The sequence below is a fragment of the Pantoea sp. EKM20T genome (assembly GCF_011800485.1).
In the GTDB taxonomy this organism is placed as follows: Bacteria; Pseudomonadota; Gammaproteobacteria; order Enterobacterales; family Enterobacteriaceae; genus Pantoea; species Pantoea agglomerans.
In genome coordinates this window covers 87,316-102,579 of record NZ_JAALFW010000005.1, presented here as the reverse complement: position 1 = coordinate 102,579, position 15,264 = coordinate 87,316, and the positions used below count along the sequence as shown (strand labels likewise).

The 15,264-nt window shown below is 57.8% G+C and carries 13 protein-coding genes and 1 pseudogene; 7 read left to right on the top strand and 7 right to left on the bottom strand.

The window, feature by feature from the left end; genetic code table 11:
* Nucleotides 1-54: 54 nt before the first annotated feature.
* The 3 genes from HFD94_RS10805 to HFD94_RS10795 all read right to left on the bottom strand — a co-directional run bounded on the left by HFD94_RS10805 (nucleotide 55) and on the right by HFD94_RS10795 (nucleotide 1,998).
* On the bottom strand, nucleotides 55-951 hold the full coding sequence (locus HFD94_RS10805) for a LysR family transcriptional regulator (RefSeq protein WP_122889195.1): 897 nt from the start codon (nucleotides 949-951) through the stop codon (nucleotides 55-57).
* A 170-nt stretch (nucleotides 952-1,121) separates the two neighbouring features.
* Nucleotides 1,122-1,490 carry a helix-turn-helix domain-containing protein gene (locus tag HFD94_RS10800; RefSeq protein WP_009092546.1) on the bottom strand — a complete coding sequence of 123 codons (369 nt, stop codon included), beginning with the start codon at nucleotides 1,488-1,490 and terminating at the stop codon, nucleotides 1,122-1,124.
* Between the two features lie 241 nt (nucleotides 1,491-1,731).
* The gene (locus HFD94_RS10795; protein WP_010252074.1) at nucleotides 1,732-1,998 is read right to left on the bottom strand and encodes a hypothetical protein; all 267 of its coding nucleotides are present in this window, start codon (nucleotides 1,996-1,998) and stop codon (nucleotides 1,732-1,734) included.
* Between the two features lie 547 nt (nucleotides 1,999-2,545).
* On the opposite strand from HFD94_RS10795, the gene HFD94_RS10790 reads away from it, so the two are divergent.
* From HFD94_RS10790 to HFD94_RS10780, 3 genes are all read left to right on the top strand, one after another.
* On the top strand, nucleotides 2,546-3,205 hold the full coding sequence (locus HFD94_RS10790; protein ID WP_010252086.1) for a response regulator: 660 nt from the start codon (nucleotides 2,546-2,548) through the stop codon (nucleotides 3,203-3,205).
* Nucleotides 3,202-4,557, top strand: a complete 1,356-nt coding sequence (locus tag HFD94_RS10785) for a HAMP domain-containing sensor histidine kinase (protein ID WP_010252088.1) — start codon at nucleotides 3,202-3,204, stop codon at nucleotides 4,555-4,557. The genes HFD94_RS10790 and HFD94_RS10785 overlap by 4 nt, the downstream gene beginning before the upstream one ends.
* 279 nt (nucleotides 4,558-4,836) lie before the next feature.
* Complete coding sequence (locus tag HFD94_RS10780; RefSeq protein ID WP_010252090.1) at nucleotides 4,837-5,703, top strand: nucleoside-specific channel-forming protein Tsx; 867 nt, start codon at nucleotides 4,837-4,839, stop codon at nucleotides 5,701-5,703.
* A gap of 96 nt (nucleotides 5,704-5,799) precedes the next feature.
* Here HFD94_RS10780 and yjdN read toward each other — a convergent pair whose 3' ends face one another.
* Both yjdN and HFD94_RS10770 read right to left on the bottom strand, forming a co-directional pair.
* On the bottom strand, nucleotides 5,800-6,237 hold the full coding sequence (gene yjdN, locus HFD94_RS10775) for a VOC family metalloprotein YjdN (protein ID WP_010252091.1): 438 nt from the start codon (nucleotides 6,235-6,237) through the stop codon (nucleotides 5,800-5,802).
* A gap of 75 nt (nucleotides 6,238-6,312) precedes the next feature.
* Nucleotides 6,313-7,209 carry a LysR family transcriptional regulator gene (locus HFD94_RS10770; protein ID WP_010252093.1) on the bottom strand — a complete coding sequence of 299 codons (897 nt, stop codon included), beginning with the start codon at nucleotides 7,207-7,209 and terminating at the stop codon, nucleotides 6,313-6,315.
* Between the two features lie 114 nt (nucleotides 7,210-7,323).
* Here HFD94_RS10770 and HFD94_RS10765 point away from each other — a divergent pair, with 114 nt between their 5' ends.
* The 3 genes from HFD94_RS10765 (at nucleotide 7,324) to abgT (ending at nucleotide 11,755) form a co-directional block, all read left to right on the top strand.
* Complete coding sequence (locus tag HFD94_RS10765; protein WP_060681546.1) at nucleotides 7,324-8,637, top strand: M20 family metallo-hydrolase; 1,314 nt, start codon at nucleotides 7,324-7,326, stop codon at nucleotides 8,635-8,637.
* Complete coding sequence (locus HFD94_RS10760; RefSeq protein WP_045140860.1) at nucleotides 8,634-10,076, top strand: M20 family metallopeptidase; 1,443 nt, start codon at nucleotides 8,634-8,636, stop codon at nucleotides 10,074-10,076. The genes HFD94_RS10765 and HFD94_RS10760 overlap by 4 nt, the downstream gene beginning before the upstream one ends.
* Nucleotides 10,077-10,237: 161 nt before the next feature.
* Complete coding sequence (gene abgT, locus HFD94_RS10755; RefSeq protein WP_010252101.1) at nucleotides 10,238-11,755, top strand: p-aminobenzoyl-glutamate transporter; 1,518 nt, start codon at nucleotides 10,238-10,240, stop codon at nucleotides 11,753-11,755.
* A gap of 76 nt (nucleotides 11,756-11,831) precedes the next feature.
* Here abgT and nadS read toward each other — a convergent pair.
* Nucleotides 11,832-12,116 (bottom strand): annotated as a pseudogene (gene nadS / locus HFD94_RS10750) (NadS family protein).
* Nucleotides 12,117-12,497: 381 nt separating this feature from the next.
* On the opposite strand from nadS, the gene HFD94_RS10745 reads away from it, so the two are divergent.
* Complete coding sequence (locus HFD94_RS10745; protein ID WP_122889193.1) at nucleotides 12,498-13,907, top strand: MFS transporter; 1,410 nt, start codon at nucleotides 12,498-12,500, stop codon at nucleotides 13,905-13,907.
* 46 nt (nucleotides 13,908-13,953) lie between these two features.
* Here HFD94_RS10745 and HFD94_RS10740 read toward each other — a convergent pair whose 3' ends face one another.
* Nucleotides 13,954-15,264 (bottom strand): cytochrome c, encoded by a 1,311-nt coding sequence (locus tag HFD94_RS10740; protein WP_033780611.1) that lies wholly within the window; start codon nucleotides 15,262-15,264, stop codon nucleotides 13,954-13,956.

Here is a 15,264-nt window from a genome sequence, read left to right as displayed (position 1 = left end):
CAGTCGCGGCGGGATAGTTACTCTGTGGCGCTAATTGTTGTCAGCAGGCAACAATCAGCCTGTATTCAGCGCCGCAACCAGGGCATCGCACAGCAGCGTCACGGGCGACGCCGGTTCAGGCGTGTCGTGCAGCAGCAGATAGCTTTGCAGACGATCCATCTGCCACTCCGGCAGCAGTTGCTGAATATCACCGCGCGCCATCGCCTCCTGGGCCATGTAGGAGGGCAGATAGGCGATGCCGCTCCCTGCCAGTGCCGCATTGAGCAGCGCCATGCTGTTATTGGCGCGAAAACGGCTACGTACATCCAGTGCCAGCCGCTGTTTATCACGGCGGAACGGCAGTGCGGCGGTGTGCGCCGGACCATGAAACATCAGCAGGTCGTGGCGTGGCAGCATCTCAGGATGCGTGATGGCGGGTCGCTGCGCCAGGTAGGCGGGCGCGGCATAGAGCCCCCACTCGATTTCGCTCAGTACCCGAAAATTGCCCTGCTGTGGCGATCGGGATCGGATCACAATCGCCAGATCCGCCTGATCATCGAGCCGATCGTGACTGCGATCGGTCAGATCAAGATCGACATTGATATGCAGATGCCGACGCAGAAAGCGGTTAAGGACAGGGACTACGCACTGGCAGCCAAACGTAACGGGTGCCTGCAGCCTGACATGGCCGGCGGGCTGCTGATGCACCTGCTGCACAAAGGCTTCGGCGCGCTGCACTTCGGCCAGCATCCGCACACAGTAGGGATAGTACGCCTGGCCCAGCTCGGTCAGCGCCAGCCGCCGGGTGGTGCGTTGCAGCAGCCGGATACCGAGCCGCAGCTCCAGACGGGCGATCTCCCGGCTGACATGGGATTTGGACAAGCCGAGTGCGCGTGCCGCCTCACTGAAACTCTGTAATTCCACAACCCGTGCAAATACCAACATGGCGGTTAAATTCGCGCCGTTTTCCATGTTTCCCGACTCCGACAGTAAAGGGATGCTGGCAACAAACTAACACGTTCGGGCGGGGTCACTGTGGCTGATGGGTAAAAAAAGGCGAGGCGAAGAACAAGTGGAGAGAAGCGCAAAGCGCGGGCCGACCTTCCCGTCCGCAGGCTGTGACGGGAAGGTCTTATCAGGCATCAGCTGGCCATCGCCAGAGGGAATAGCAGCCGATCCGGCTCGACGCGACGCTGACGGCGCAACTGGCCAGGCGTCACCATAAAGTAGTTTTTAAACGTGCGGGTATAGGCCTGCTGGGTATCAAAGCCATAGTTCATCGCCACCTGCAGTATCGCTTCGTTGCTGCTCAGCAACGTGAGCGCAGACTCGGTTAAACGGCGCTGACGGATATATTCTGCCAGTGAAAAGCCGGTATGCTGGCGAAACAGCCGTTGCAGATGCCAGCGCGAATAGCCCGAGCGGCGCGCCACCTCATCCAGATGCAGATCGTGTCCTAAGTTGTTCTCAATCCAGTCCAGCAAACTCCGAATAAACTCGCGCTGATTCATGGTTCCTCCTGTTGATGCTGATGTGCAGTGGAGCCACTCTACCCGCTAAAATTTATCCCTTAATTAGCAGAAAATTAGCGCAGAATTAGCAACGGCTGAAACGGAGGCGGGATCGCGCGGCCAGCGGGGCTTTAGTGTGAAAGTTCGTGAAGAGATTGCTGCTGAAAAAAGGCAGAAGATAAAAACGCTGAGTCAGACAAATTTATTTCTGCATCATAAGTGACGGGGGCATTCAGCCCTGTCAGGCGTCAACATGTTTGAGATATCGCTGATATTCCTGAGCCAGAAAATCAACGCCTTCCTTTCGGGTGACATAATCAACATCAATTGAGGTTATGGATGTTACATCAGGCTGATCAGGATAAAGATGCAGGTAGGTCAGATACCAGTACATAACAGCCTGACCGCCTACAGTAATAACCGGTGACGGAAGTTGTCCGGCGTTATCAATAAGATAACGGTTGAGTTTAAGGATCTGTTCTTCTGGAGGAATAGCGTGCAATGTCATAAAAAAAGCCCACCTGTATGATGAGCTTATTTTACTACCTGGCTGATTTCAGCACGGCGTGACATCAGAAAAATGCGAGGCTGCGTCCACTTTTTGCAGGCACAATACCCTGAGGACGTTTTTCAAGCACGCGGCCCGGAGCCTGACCATTTCGGACGGCTTCAACACGATCCTGATACTCGCGCTGATGTCTGATTTTTGCTTCCTGGGCTGACATACTATTCACCGCTGAAATGTCTGGCATTAATCTGTTGCTCAAATATACGTCACCCCATTTACGCTTGCAATCGCTGGCATCTCAATGGATATGGATGGGGACATCAGGCCACCTGACTCCTCCATAAAATACCGGTGACGGCGGTCCGCCAAAATAATCCGTGCTGTGGCAAGGCGGCAAATGCGCGAGTCCCCAGTCACTGACATCAGTCAGTGACTGGGGTGAGCAAAAGCAGCCAACGCCGTCACAGCGCGAAGTATGACGGCGGATAATTCTGGCCTAACAATTGGTGAGTAAACTCTCTCCCTATCTTTATGAAGGAGATCAGCCATGCGCGTGTTACTGGTTGAAGATGATGAAATGATCGGCGCGAACCTGCAGCAGGCACTGGAGGGCGCGGGCTGGTCGGTGGACTGGGTGCGTGATGGCATCTATGCCCAGAATGCCTGGAGCGAAGGCGGCTACAGCTGCGTGCTGCTCGATCTCGGCTTACCGCGCGATGATGGCCTGCAGGTACTGCGCCGGGCGCGCGGGCGCGGCGACGCCACGCCGGTGCTGATTCTTACCGCACGCGACACGGTGGCGCAGCGGATTCAGGGACTCGACAGCGGCGCTGACGACTACCTGCTTAAACCGTTCGATTTACAGGAAGTCATGGCCCGGATGCGCGCGATTACCCGACGCAGCCACGGCGCAGCAGACTCGGTGCTGGGCAGCGGCGATGTGCAGCTGGATATGATGACCCGCGAAGTGCTCTACAAAGGACAGCGCGAGCAGCTTACGGCGCGCGAATATGCCCTGCTCTACGCCCTGCTGGAGCGGCCAGGCGCTATTCTGTCGCGCGAGCAGCTGGAAAATCGCATCTATGGCTGGGGCGATGAAGTCAGCAGCAACGCGGTGGATGTCCTGATCCACGGGATGCGCCGCAAGCTGGATAACGACGTGATCCGCAACGTGCGCGGGCTGGGCTGGCGGGTACCGGCAATATGAAACCCTTCACCTTTATGCGTTCATTACGCAACAAATTACTCTCTACGCTGCTGATTATTCATCTGCTGATGATCGGCGGCGTCACCTGGTATTTCTTCAGCTGCTACGGCGATATGGTCGGCACCATGAAGGACGATCAGCTGGCAAAAATCGCTGATGCCTGGTCCACTAATAAACAGATGCCCGCCCTGATGCCGATGCTTATTGCGCCTGACAAGGCGAAGAGCGCCTTTGTGGTGCAACTGTGGGACGATCGGGGTCAGTTACGGGCCAGCTCATGGCCGGAGCTGCAGGCTCCGCTGCAAAATCAACGGGGCTATCGCGACGTGCATGTGGGTCAGTGCGACGACTGCGAATGGCGCATCTATACCCGGCCCGGCTTACCTGGCAGCGAGATAAAAACTATCCAGGTGATGCACAACCTCAGCTACATGAAGGCATTGATGGTCAAACGGGCGCTGTCAGCGATCATTCCGTTGATCCTGATGATGCCGCTTTCACTGCTGGTGATCTGGCTGGTGGTGCGCAAGATCACCCGGGATTTGCAGGTCGCTTCGCGTCAGATTGCCGCGCAGGAGACGCACCATCCGCACAATGTCTCACCCGAAGGCTTGCCGGATGAGATCCTGCCGCTGGTGGCCGCCTACAACTCGCTGCTGAGTAAGCTGCGTGAGGCCTGGTCGTCGCAGCGTCAGTTCCTGGAAGATGCGGCGCATGAGCTGCGCACGCCGGTAACGGCGGTGACCTTGCAGCTGGAAAATCTGCGTCAGCACATCCAGCCAGGCGAAGCGAGCCGACAGTTCAGCCAGCTGGAAGCGGGCGTCACACGCACCCGTCATCTGGTCACGCAGTTACTCAATGTCTCGCGTCAGGATGACCAGAGCGTGGTCGCCAGCGTCGAGCATATCGAACTGGACGATCTGCTGAAAGAGAGCATTGAGCAGCTGATGGTGGTGGCAGATAAACGCGGCATCGATATCGGCTTTAATGGCTCCACGCAGTATCGTTTGCAGGCCAGCCGTTCCGAGCTGCGCAGCCTGTTCGATAACCTGATTGGTAACGCCATGTTGCACACGCCGGAGGGCAGCCTGGTCGATGTGCTGCTGCATCGGGTCGCAGGTAAAACAGTGGTCGATATTGTCGATAACGGGCCAGGCATGCCGGAATCCTTTATCGAACGCGCGTTTGACCGTTTTACCCGTTCGCCTGACGTTAAAGCCCAGGGCAGCGGGCTGGGATTATCCATTGTGCGCAACGTCGCACAGAAGCATCAGATTCACGTCGCCCTTTCCAATTGCCTGACGCCACAGGGTGCCATTTGTGGTTTGCAGGTTCGCGTCACCCTTCCCTGATCCCGCCCGTTTGATCACGAACCAGACAACGTAAACGGTTGCCTGGTTCCGTTCGATCCTGGTCATTATTGTGAAGTGCATCACATTTTAGCTGAATTGTAATGCAACACTTTTTGACAAACGTGAGCAAAATCTATTTTCTATCGATCTGTTACAGGCACGCTACGCGGGCTGAAGAACTGGCTGTTATTTGCTGTGAAACCCTCATTCCCATCAAGGGACCGATTTCTCTCTGACTGCGTCTGCTGTGCGGCGGTCAAAAGCATGTGGCTGATAATAATGAAATTTAAAACGTTGATAGCAGGTGCCGTGCTGGCATGTTCATTGAGTGGCGCTGCACAGGCCGCTGAAAGCGATCCGCAGTATGTCTCCGACTGGTGGCATCAGAGCGTTAACGTGGTAGGCAGCTACCACACCCGTTTCGGACCGCAGTTTAACAACGACGTTTATCTGGAATATGAAGCGTTTGCGAAAAAGGACTGGTTCGATTTTTATGGCTACCTCGACCTGACCAACTTCTTCGGCGCAGGCAACAGCAACGCCAACGGCATTTTTGATCACGGTTCACCGATGTTTATGGAGATTGAGCCGCGCTTCTCTATCGACAAACTGACCGGCACCAGCCTGGCGTTTGGTCCGTTCAAAGAGTGGTATTTCGCTAACAACTACATCTACGACATGGGCCGCAACAGCGATAGCCGCCAGAACACCTGGTATATGGGTCTGGGCACAGATATCGATACGCACAGTGATGTCGGTCTGTCGCTGAACGTCTACGCCAAATATCAGTGGGAAAACTACGGTGCGGCGAATGAAAACAGCTGGGATGGCTATCGCTTCAAGGTGAAATACTTCGTGCCAATCACCACACTGTGGGGCGGTAATCTGGGCTATGTGGGCTTCACCAACTTCGACTGGGGTTCCGATCTCCGCGATAAAGGCGGTTCATCACGCACCAGCAACTCAATCGCCTCCAGCCATATTCTGTCACTAGGTTACGATCACTGGCACTTCTCTGCGGTGGCGCGTTACTTCCACAACGGCGGACAGTGGGCGGATGGTCAGGAGCTGAATTTCGGCAACGGGCCGTTTGAAGTGAAATCGACTGGCTGGGGTTACTACCTGGTGGCGGGTTATAACTTCTGATTACGTGCGGCGGCCTGAATAGCGCCGCCGCGCTTTAATCCGGGCAGTTGCCATTAATTAATACGGCGCCGCAAATTACGACGCCGGCTGGCCCGATTATTCCTGCGGCTTCTCGACGTTGATGCGCCATGGAATGTTGAACTTATCAATGAACATCGCGAATCCGTTCGACCAGAACGTCTCCTGCCACTCAGTTGTCACCTTGCCGCCTGCCGACAGTTTCTCAAACCAGGCTTTACCCTTTTCGACATCGGTAGTTGAGAGACTGACCGCGTAACCGGCATGCTCAGACGCTGGCGGCTGATCGGTGTTGCCATCGCTCAGCATCAGCTCACCGTCACCAATACGCAGCTGGGCATGCATGATCTTTTCTGGCGGCTGCGGCGCGGCAGACTGATCGCCGACCTGCTCACCCTGATCCGGCATATCACCGAATTTCATTTTAGAGAGCAACTCTCCCCCGGTCGCCTGCAGGTAAAAGTCGATAGCCTCTTCGCAACGGCCATAGAGAAACAGATAAGGACTGACTTGCATCGTAACCTCTATATTTGTCGGGTGGATTTTTTTCAGTACCTTAACAGTGTAGACGATCGACTTTACTCGCTGATTTTACTGGCAATAACGGCGAAAGAGTTGTGCCATATAACTGCTCATTGGGGTCAGCGTCGTGTCTTTGCGCTGGATCAGATAGAAGATCGCTTTCGGCAGGGGTTCGTCGAGCGTCAGCGCCACCAGCGACCGGCCCAGAATCGGGTCGTCAATGACGTCGACCGACAGAATACTGATGAAATCGCTTTGCGCGACCAGGCTGGTGCAGGCCATAAAGGTTTCACAGGTCACCACAATTTTCGGGGCCATGCCGCGTTCACCAAACAGATCGTGCAACAAGCGGTAGTAACTGCCTTTAGGCGTTGGCATCGTCCAGTCCGCCTGCTGTAACTCCGCCAGAGAACGCGCCTTTTCCAGCGGATGGCCTTTGCGCACCACCACCTTGTACTCGCGCTCCATCATCCGCTCATACATCAGCTCCTGATCGAGATGGCTCTGATCGTAGGTATTAATGGTGAAATCGAGCGCGCCCTGGCGCAATTCATGCACCATCGACACCAGCTGGCCTTCGACGATGCGCACCTTCACCAGCGGGTATTCGCGATGAAACTGGTTAATCACCTGCGGCATAATGGTGCGCGCCACGCTGCCACCGACGCCGATATTCACCTGACCGCCACCCAGTCCCAGCCGCTGCTGGATATCCTCTTCGGCGACCCGCAACTCCGCCAGCACCAGGCTGGCATGCCGAAAAAAGTTATCACCGATATCGGTTAACACTACGCCCTGCTGACGGCGGATAAACAGCTTTGCCCCCAGCTCGCGCTCCAGTTCCTGAATCGCTTTGGTTAACGCCGGTTGTGACAGCCCGGAAAGACGGCTTGCCGCCCGGATACTGCCCTGTCGCGCCACGTCAACGAAGGCGCGCAGCTGATGGAGCTTGAGATTGGCAGACATAATTTTGCGATAACCGTTGTTTATCAGTCACAAGATATTCGCATCTTATGCCGGTCAATACCATTGTGTAGATTCGGAACAGTGCATAAAAAATCAACAACGAGGAGAGAGCCGATGAACCCCCTTTCAGACCACGTCAGCGCCCGGCTGCCACAGCTGCAACAGTGGCGTCGCGACTTCCATCACTATGCCGAATCGGGCTGGCTGGAGTTCCGCACCGCCACCTTAGTCGCTGAAGAGCTGCATAAGCTCGGTTATCAACTGAAGCTGGGCCGTGAGGTCATCGACGCTGACGCGCGGATGGGCTTGCCCGACGAGGCGGTGCTGAAGCAGCAGGAAGCGCGCGCGCTGCAACAGGGCGCGCTGCCGCAGTGGATCAGCCACTTCTCCGGCGGATTCTGCGGCATCGTGGCAACGCTCGAGACCGGCCGTCCTGGCCCGGTGATGGGCTTCCGCGTCGATATGGATGCCCTGGATCTCAACGAGAGTCAGGCTGACGATCATCTGCCGCAGCGTGAAGGGTTCGCCTCCTGCAACGCAGGCATGATGCACGCCTGCGGACATGACGGCCACACCACCATCGGGCTGGGTCTCGCCTCGGTGCTGATGGCGATGAAAGATCAGCTCAGCGGCACGATTAAACTGATCTTCCAGCCCGCCGAAGAGGGTGTGCGCGGCGCAAAAGCGATGGTGGCGGCGGGCGTGGTCGATGACGTTGATCGCTTCACCGCGATTCATATCGGCACCGGCGTGCCGGCAGGCGAAGTAGTGTGCGGCAGCGACAGCTTCCTCGCCACTACCAAGCTGGATGTTCACTTTACCGGCGTCGGTGCCCATGCGGGCGGTCGTCCTGAAGAGGGGCGCAATGCCCTGCTGGCCGCCGCGCAGGCAACGCTGGCGCTGCATGGTTTAACCCAGCACAGCGGCGGCGTGGCACGGGTCAACGTGGGCGTGCTGCAGGCGGGAACCGGCCGCAACGTGGTAGCCGACTGCGCCCTGCTGAAAGTCGAAACCCGTGGCGTGACCAATCAGGTCAACGACGACATCTATCAGCAGGCGCTGCGGGTGATTGCCGGTGCGGCGGCGATGTATGGCGTTGAGCAGCGGGTCTCGCTGATGGGGGCCGCGCGCAGCTGTACCCCGACGCAGCCATGGGTTGATTTCATCCATCAGCAGGCGGACGCGCTCGGTATCTTCAACTCCGTGGTCGATCGTAAAGCGCAGGCGGCGGGTTCGGAAGATGCGACCTACATGATGGAACGGGTAAAGCAGCGCGGCGGTCAGGCCTCTTACGTCATTTTTGGCTGTGAGCTGGCGGCGGGTCACCACAATGCGAAATTCGACTTTGATGAGCGGGTGATGCCGGACGCCATCACGCTGCTGGCGACGCTGGCGCTGAACCAGGCGCAGTATGGGGGCTCACGATGATGGAAGACTTTATTGCCGACTATATCGCTCGTCATCAGCTTCGTTTCAGCACGCTCAGTGACGCCATCTGGGACACACCGGAGACCCGCTTTGCCGAAACCCGCTCGTCAGCCCTGCTTTCTGATGCGCTGGCAGAAGAGGGATTCAGAGTGGAACGCGGCGTGGGTGGCATCGATACGGCGTTTATCGCCAGTGCGGGCAGCGGCAAGCCGGTGATTGCCATCCTTGGCGAGTTCGATGCGCTGGCGGGCCTGAGTCAGCAGGCGGGCTGCGCCCGGCCACAACCGCTGGAAGCCAACGGCAACGGACACGGCTGCGGTCACAACCTGCTCGGCACGGCAGGTGTTGCGGCGGCCTGCGCCGTGAAAGCCTGGATGGAACAGCATCACACGGGCGGCACGGTTCGCTTTTACGGCTGCCCTGGCGAAGAAGGCGGTTCGGGCAAGACTTTTATGGTGCGCGAAGGGCTGTTTGACGACGTTGATGCCGCCGTGACCTGGCATCCGGAGGGGTTCAGCGGCATGTTCAATCTGCGCACCCTCGCCAATATTCAGGCGGCGTTCAGGTTCAAAGGGGTTGCGGCGCACGCGGCCAATTCTCCCCATCTGGGCCGAAGCGCCCTGGATGCCGTCACGCTGATGAATACCGGGGCCAACTTTCTGCGCGAGCATATTGTTCAGGAGGCACGTCTGCACTACGCCATCACCAACAGCGGCGGTGTATCGCCAAACGTGGTGCAGGCGGATGCGGAGGTGCTCTACCTGATCCGCGCCCCGGAACTGCCACAGGCGCAGGCGATTTATGAACGGGTGATCAATATCGCCAGGGGTGCAGCGCTGATGACCGACACCACGCTGACTGTACGTTTTGACAAAGCCTGCTCGGATTACGTCCCGAATCGCGCGCTGGAAGCGGTCATGGAGCGTTATTTGCATCAGTTTGGTTTGCCCGACTACAGCGACGAAGAACGCGCGTTTGCGGCTGAACTGCGTGCCACGCTCACTGATGACGATCTGCGCAATGCCCGGCTCAATGCCGCCCGAACCGGTGGTGAAGCCGGTCACGCCTGGGCTGAACAACTGGGTGACAAGCTGTTTATGGATGAGGTCGCGCCCTATGCGGTCACACGTGATCTGCTTTATGGCTCCACCGACGTCGGCGATGTCAGCTGGGTGACGCCGACTGCACAGTGTTTTGCGCCCTGCTTTACTTTCGGCACGCCGCTGCACACCTGGCAACTGGTGGCGCAGGGACGCACCAGTATCGGGCATAAGGGGATGTTTCTGGCGGGCAAAGTGATGGCGGCCACGGTGTTAACGCTGTTAACGGATCGGCAGGCGCTGGCTGGCTGCCGGGCCGAGTTTGATCGGGTACGCGCCGCGCAGCCCTATAACTGCCCGATCCCGGCGGGGATCACACCAACAAAACTGGCCGAATGAGCCAACGGCCGTGTCTCTGACACGGACCACTATAAAAAAATATTGCAAACACTTCCCTGATTCAGCGGTGCCGGAACTGAACTCACCGCCTGTCGCACAACGCGACCGGCGTCAGGCCTTGCTACCGCCGATAAAAGGGACACAAGACGAGAACCAATACCATGGAAGCAACATCCGAGAACCGCAGTCCTGGCCGGCTCTTCAGCTGGATCGAGCGCGTGGGGAATAAAGTCCCCAACCCGTTTTTACTGTTTGTCTATCTGATCGTGGTGCTGATGGTGGCGACTGCCATTATCAGCGCGCTGGATCTGGCGGTGAAGAACCCGAGCAACGGCGAAATCGTGCGGGTGAATAACCTGCTGAGCGTCGCAGGCATTCAGTGGATCCTGCCAAATATCATCAAAAACTTCAGCAGCTTTACCCCGTTGGGATCGATTCTGGCGCTGGTGATTGGTGCCGGACTGGCGGAAAAGGTCGGCCTGCTGCAGTCGCTGATGGTGAAGATGGCGTCACGCGTCAGCCGCCGTTATGCCAGCTACATGGTGCTGTTTATCGCCTTTTTCAGCCATATCTCCTCGGATGCCGCGCTGGTAGTGATGCCGCCGCTGGGCGCACTTATCTTTCTGGCGGTGGGCCGTCATCCGGTGGCGGGCCTGCTGGCCGCCATTGCCGGTGTGGCCTCCGGCTTTACCGCCAACCTGCTGATTGTCACCACCGATGTGCTGCTCTCGGGCATCAGCACTGAAGCGGCTAAAGCGGTCAGCGACACGGTGCATGTCAGCGTCATCGATAACTGGTTCTTTATGGCCACGTCGGTGATTGTGCTGACGATTGTGGGCGCGCTGCTGACCGATAAATTTGTCGAGCCGCGACTGCCAAAGTGGCAGGGCAACGGCGAGAAGCTGGCGGCGCTGACGCCGCTTGAAAACCGCGGTCTGCGGGCTGCCGGGATCGCCGCGCTGCTGTTTATCGCCCTGATGGCGCTGCTGGTGGTGCCGGAAAATGCACCGCTGCGCAATCCCGCTACCGGCGCCATTATTCCCTCGCCTTTTATTCAGGGCATCGTGCCAATCATCATTCTGTTTTTCTTTGTGGTGGCGATTGCTTATGGCGTGGTCACCCGACAGATCCGCCGTCCGGATGATATCCCGCAGCTGCTGGTCGATCCGATGAAGGGCATGGCGGGTTTTATCGTGATGGTGTTTCCGCTGTCGCAGTTCGTGGCGTTCTTCAACTGGAGCAACATGGGCAAATTCATGGCGATCGGGCTGACTGATGTGCTGGAGAGCGCAGGCGTCAGCGGCGCGCCCGCTTTTCTTGGCCTGATGTTCCTGTCGGCGTTTCTCTGCATGTTTATCGCCAGCGGCTCAGCCATCTGGTCGATTCTGGCGCCGGTCTTTGTGCCGATGTTTATGCTGCTCGGCTTCCATCCCGCCTTTGCCCAGATGATTTTCCGCATCGCCGACTCCGCCGTGCTGCCGCTGGCACCGATGTCGCCGTTTCTGCCGCTGTTTCTCGCCTTTTTGCAGCGTTACCAGAAAGATGCGCAGCTCGGCACCTATTACGTGCTGATCTTCCCCTATCCGCTGGTGTTCTTTATCAGCTGGATAGCGCTGCTGCTGGTGTGGTATCTGCTGGGTCTGCCGATCGGGCCAGGCGTCTGGCCGAAACTGCCTTAAAGCACAGTGCCACCGATGAATGTTTCATCGGTGGCACGTTTTATTTTTTGTTAAACGGCGTGCAGGGAACAACGGCTCATTGCGCCGCCAGCTCCTTAAAAAATTCCGGGTTTTTCTGGATAGTTACCAGTACTTTAGCTGCCAGCCCGGTCGGGTTACGCCGTCCGGCTTCCTAGCTCTTTATGGTATCGAGGCTGGTTCCCAATGCCGTCGCCATCTCACTCTGTGAGACGTTAAGCTGTGCCCGGATAGCCTTCACGTCGGCAACCGCGTAACGGGTAACACGACCGGGGGCTCTGATACCGTTTTTGATCTCCACAGCCTCTTCCAGCGATGCTTTCAGCTCGTCAAAAAAACTCACGTTACACCTCATCTTTCAGTAATTATGTCAGCTTCTTCAGCTCAGCTTTTTCCGCGTCCGTGAAAAGGTGTCATAAAGCAAGGCTATGATAACGCAAGGACGCCATTTGCATCCATGCGCTCCTGCCCCCGCGTTACCGGACTGAGAGACAGTCCGGAGTTCGCTGCAATCAGATTCTGGCCTGGTCGCCGCTGCCGGAGTGCGCCTGCCACGGATGGCAAAACCTGCAACGTACGTTGCTAAATAGTCAGCAACGACCCTCTCGGCAACGGCGGATGAATTGACTATTCTGCTATTTCTTCGCTTGCTAACGGTTAACTATTTTAATAAGCCTCCGACCGGCTGCGAGTCGTCTCCACACTGCCTGAGGTTCACGCTGACATGACCACCTCCTCCACCAGCCTGCCGCCGATGCACGCTTCATCGGCGGCCCGTAACAGCTTAGCCGCTCGGGTTGATGCGCTGCCCTCCTCCGCCGGATTGTGGCGCTTTATTACGCTGCTGGCGCTGGGCGGCTTTTTTGAGCTTTATGACCTGTTTGAAACCGCCTATATCAGTACCGGCCTGCTGTCGGCGGGCGTATTTCACACGGGTGCGGCAGGCGTGCTGGGCTTCTCCGATCAGGCGGCCTTCGCCTCAGCCACTTTTCTCGGTCTGTTTTTTGGTGCCAGCCTGCTGGCACCCTACGCTGACCGCTTTGGTCGCCGTCTCACCTTTATGTGTGCGCTGCTGTGGTACGGGCTGTTTTCGCTGCTGATGGCGTTCCAGCAGAGCGCAGAGATGATTATTCTGTTCCGCTTTCTGGTGGGGATCGGGCTGGGCGTCGAGCTGGTGACCATCGACACCTATCTGTCGGAATGGGTGCCGACCCATCTGCGCAGCCGCGCCTTTGCCTTCTCCTTTTTCGTGCAGTTTTTATCGGTGCCGGCCGTGGCGCTGATGTCGTGGTGGCTGATTCCGCAAACGCTGTTCAGCCTTGAAGGCTGGCGCTGGGTGGTCATTGCGGGCGCGGTCTGCTCGCTGGTGATCTGGCTGGTGCGCAGGAACCTGCCGGAGTCGGCGCGCTGGCTGGCGCAGCAGGGTCGTCATCAGGAGGCGCATCAGGTGTTGTCCACGATGGAGCAACGCTGCGGCATCCCGGCAGGACCCGCTTTTTCAGCCGACGACGCCGCGGCGCAGCTGCCAAAACGGGGGCGCTTCAGCGAGATCTGGTCACCCGCTTACCGCAAGCGCACCCTGATGCTAGTGGTGATGAATTTTTTCCAGGCGATCGGCTTTTTCGGCTTTGGTAACTGGCTGCCTGCGCTGCTGTCAGGCCGCGGTGCCACGGTGACGCACAGTTTGCTTTATGCCTTCTTCATCACGCTGGCCTATCCGCTGGGATCGCTGATCTGTAGCCGCTACGCCGATAAGCTGGAAAATAAGTGGCAGATCGTCCTGTCGTCGCTGATGACGGTGGTGTTCGGCACGCTGTTCGCCTTCCAGACGCAGCCGGTGTTGCTGATTCTCTGCGGCTTCCTGATCACCTGGTCCAACGCCTGGCTGACCTTCAGCTTCCACGCCTATCAGACCGAGATTTTCCCGACCCATATTCGGGCGCGGGCGGTCGGCTTCTGCTACTCCTTCAGTCGCCTCTCTACGGTATTCAGCAGTATTTTGATTGGGGTGATCCTGCAGTACGCCGGTACGCCAGGCGTGATTACCTTTATCGTGCTGAGCATGGTGATGGTGATGCTGTCGGTAGGGATTTATGGGCCGAAAACGCGCGGTATCGATCTGGAGAATATCTAAAAGAAAAGGCCGTCATCCTGATGATGACGGCCTTTTTTACTGCTGATTATTTGCCTTCCAGTACCCGGATATCTGCACTGCCCAGCCGATCTTTCTCATCTTTACGCAGCTCAGCGACCTGTTTCGCGCTGACCGGCTCCGACGCCTTGTTGCCCCAGCTGTTACGCACGAAGTTCACCACGTCCGCCACCTGCTGATCGTCAAGACGCCAGCCAAATGCTGGCATGGTAATCGTCGACGGCGCGCCATTAACGCCAGGCAACTGTCCGCCCACCAGCACGATATGAATCAGTGAGGTCGGATCGTCCGCCAGTACTACCGGATTACCGCGCAGCGCCGGATAGAAACGTTTATAGCCGCTGCCATCGGTTTTATGGCACGCCGCACAGCTGTCGACGTAGGTAGCTGCACCCGTCGCACTGTCGTCACCTTTCCACAACGCTTTGGCGGTGGCGTCATCGACGCTGAAGGCTGCCTGATGGGGATCTTTCGCGCCCAGCGACTTCAGATAGCGCGCAATCGCCGTGATATCGGACTCGCTCAGGTGCTGCAGGCTGTGTTCCACCACGTCGGTCATGCCACCAAAAGCGGCGGTCTGATCGTTGCGGCCATAACGCAGGAACTGACGCAGGTCCTCTTCGCTCCAGCGACCCAGTCCATCGCGGTTGTCACCACGCAGATTGCTGGCGGTCCAGCCATCAATCGGTGCGCTGCTGCCCGCCAGATAGTCGCTGCCCTCATTGTTGGTCAGCGCCTTCTCCTGCATCGTGATGCTGCGCGGCGTGTGACAGGCCCCGCAGTGACCCAGTCCTTCTACCAGATAGCGACCACGTGCCAGCACCGGATCTTCCTGGGCTGCAGGCTGGAACGCTTTCACGTCGGGCGCAAAAATCCCGCGCCAGATCGCCAGCGGCCAGCGCATCGACAGCGGCCAGGGAATGTCGCTCTCCCGGTTTGGCTGCCCGACCGGCGCGACGCCATGCATGAAGTAGGCGTAAAGCGCCTTCATGTCTTCATCGCTGACCACTGCATAAGAGGGATATGGCATCGCCGGATAGAGCGTATCGCCATTTTTCGCCACGCCCTGACGCACCGCTTTCTGGAAGTCGTCGTAGCTGTATTCGCCAATGCCAGTCGCGGGATCGGGCGTAATGTTGGTGGAGTAGATGGTGCCAATCGGTGTTGCCATCGGCAGCCCACCGGCAAAGGCCGCGCCGCCTTTGCTGGTGTGGCAGGCCACACAGTCACCGGCTCGCGCCAGATACTCACCCCGTTTAACCAGATCGTCCTGGCTGCTCTCCGCCAGGGCGGCGAACGTCAGGGAGCCAAGAATCAGAGCCAGAATGCCATTTTTCAT

What these genes read in the sequence shown, in the direction of transcription:
- HFD94_RS10765 (WP_060681546.1), top strand. Translation starts at nt 7,324, where the DNA reads ATGAACCCCCTTTCAGACCACGTCAGCGCCCGGCTGCCACAGCTGCAA.
- yjdN (WP_010252091.1), bottom strand. Translation starts at nt 6,237, where the DNA reads ATGCAAGTCAGTCCTTATCTGTTTCTCTATGGCCGTTGCGAAGAGGCT.
- HFD94_RS10745 (WP_122889193.1), top strand. Translation starts at nt 12,498, where the DNA reads ATGACCACCTCCTCCACCAGCCTGCCGCCGATGCACGCTTCATCGGCG.
- HFD94_RS10795 (WP_010252074.1), bottom strand. Translation starts at nt 1,998, where the DNA reads ATGACATTGCACGCTATTCCTCCAGAAGAACAGATCCTTAAACTCAAC.
- HFD94_RS10805 (WP_122889195.1), bottom strand. Translation starts at nt 951, where the DNA reads ATGGAAAACGGCGCGAATTTAACCGCCATGTTGGTATTTGCACGGGTT.
- HFD94_RS10740 (WP_033780611.1), bottom strand. Translation starts at nt 15,264, where the DNA reads ATGAAAAATGGCATTCTGGCTCTGATTCTTGGCTCCCTGACGTTCGCC.
- HFD94_RS10780 (WP_010252090.1), top strand. Translation starts at nt 4,837, where the DNA reads ATGAAATTTAAAACGTTGATAGCAGGTGCCGTGCTGGCATGTTCATTG.
- HFD94_RS10760 (WP_045140860.1), top strand. Translation starts at nt 8,634, where the DNA reads ATGATGGAAGACTTTATTGCCGACTATATCGCTCGTCATCAGCTTCGT.
- abgT (WP_010252101.1), top strand. Translation starts at nt 10,238, where the DNA reads ATGGAAGCAACATCCGAGAACCGCAGTCCTGGCCGGCTCTTCAGCTGG.
- HFD94_RS10790 (WP_010252086.1), top strand. Translation starts at nt 2,546, where the DNA reads ATGCGCGTGTTACTGGTTGAAGATGATGAAATGATCGGCGCGAACCTG.
- HFD94_RS10785 (WP_010252088.1), top strand. Translation starts at nt 3,202, where the DNA reads ATGAAACCCTTCACCTTTATGCGTTCATTACGCAACAAATTACTCTCT.
- HFD94_RS10770 (WP_010252093.1), bottom strand. Translation starts at nt 7,209, where the DNA reads ATGTCTGCCAATCTCAAGCTCCATCAGCTGCGCGCCTTCGTTGACGTG.
- HFD94_RS10800 (WP_009092546.1), bottom strand. Translation starts at nt 1,490, where the DNA reads ATGAATCAGCGCGAGTTTATTCGGAGTTTGCTGGACTGGATTGAGAAC.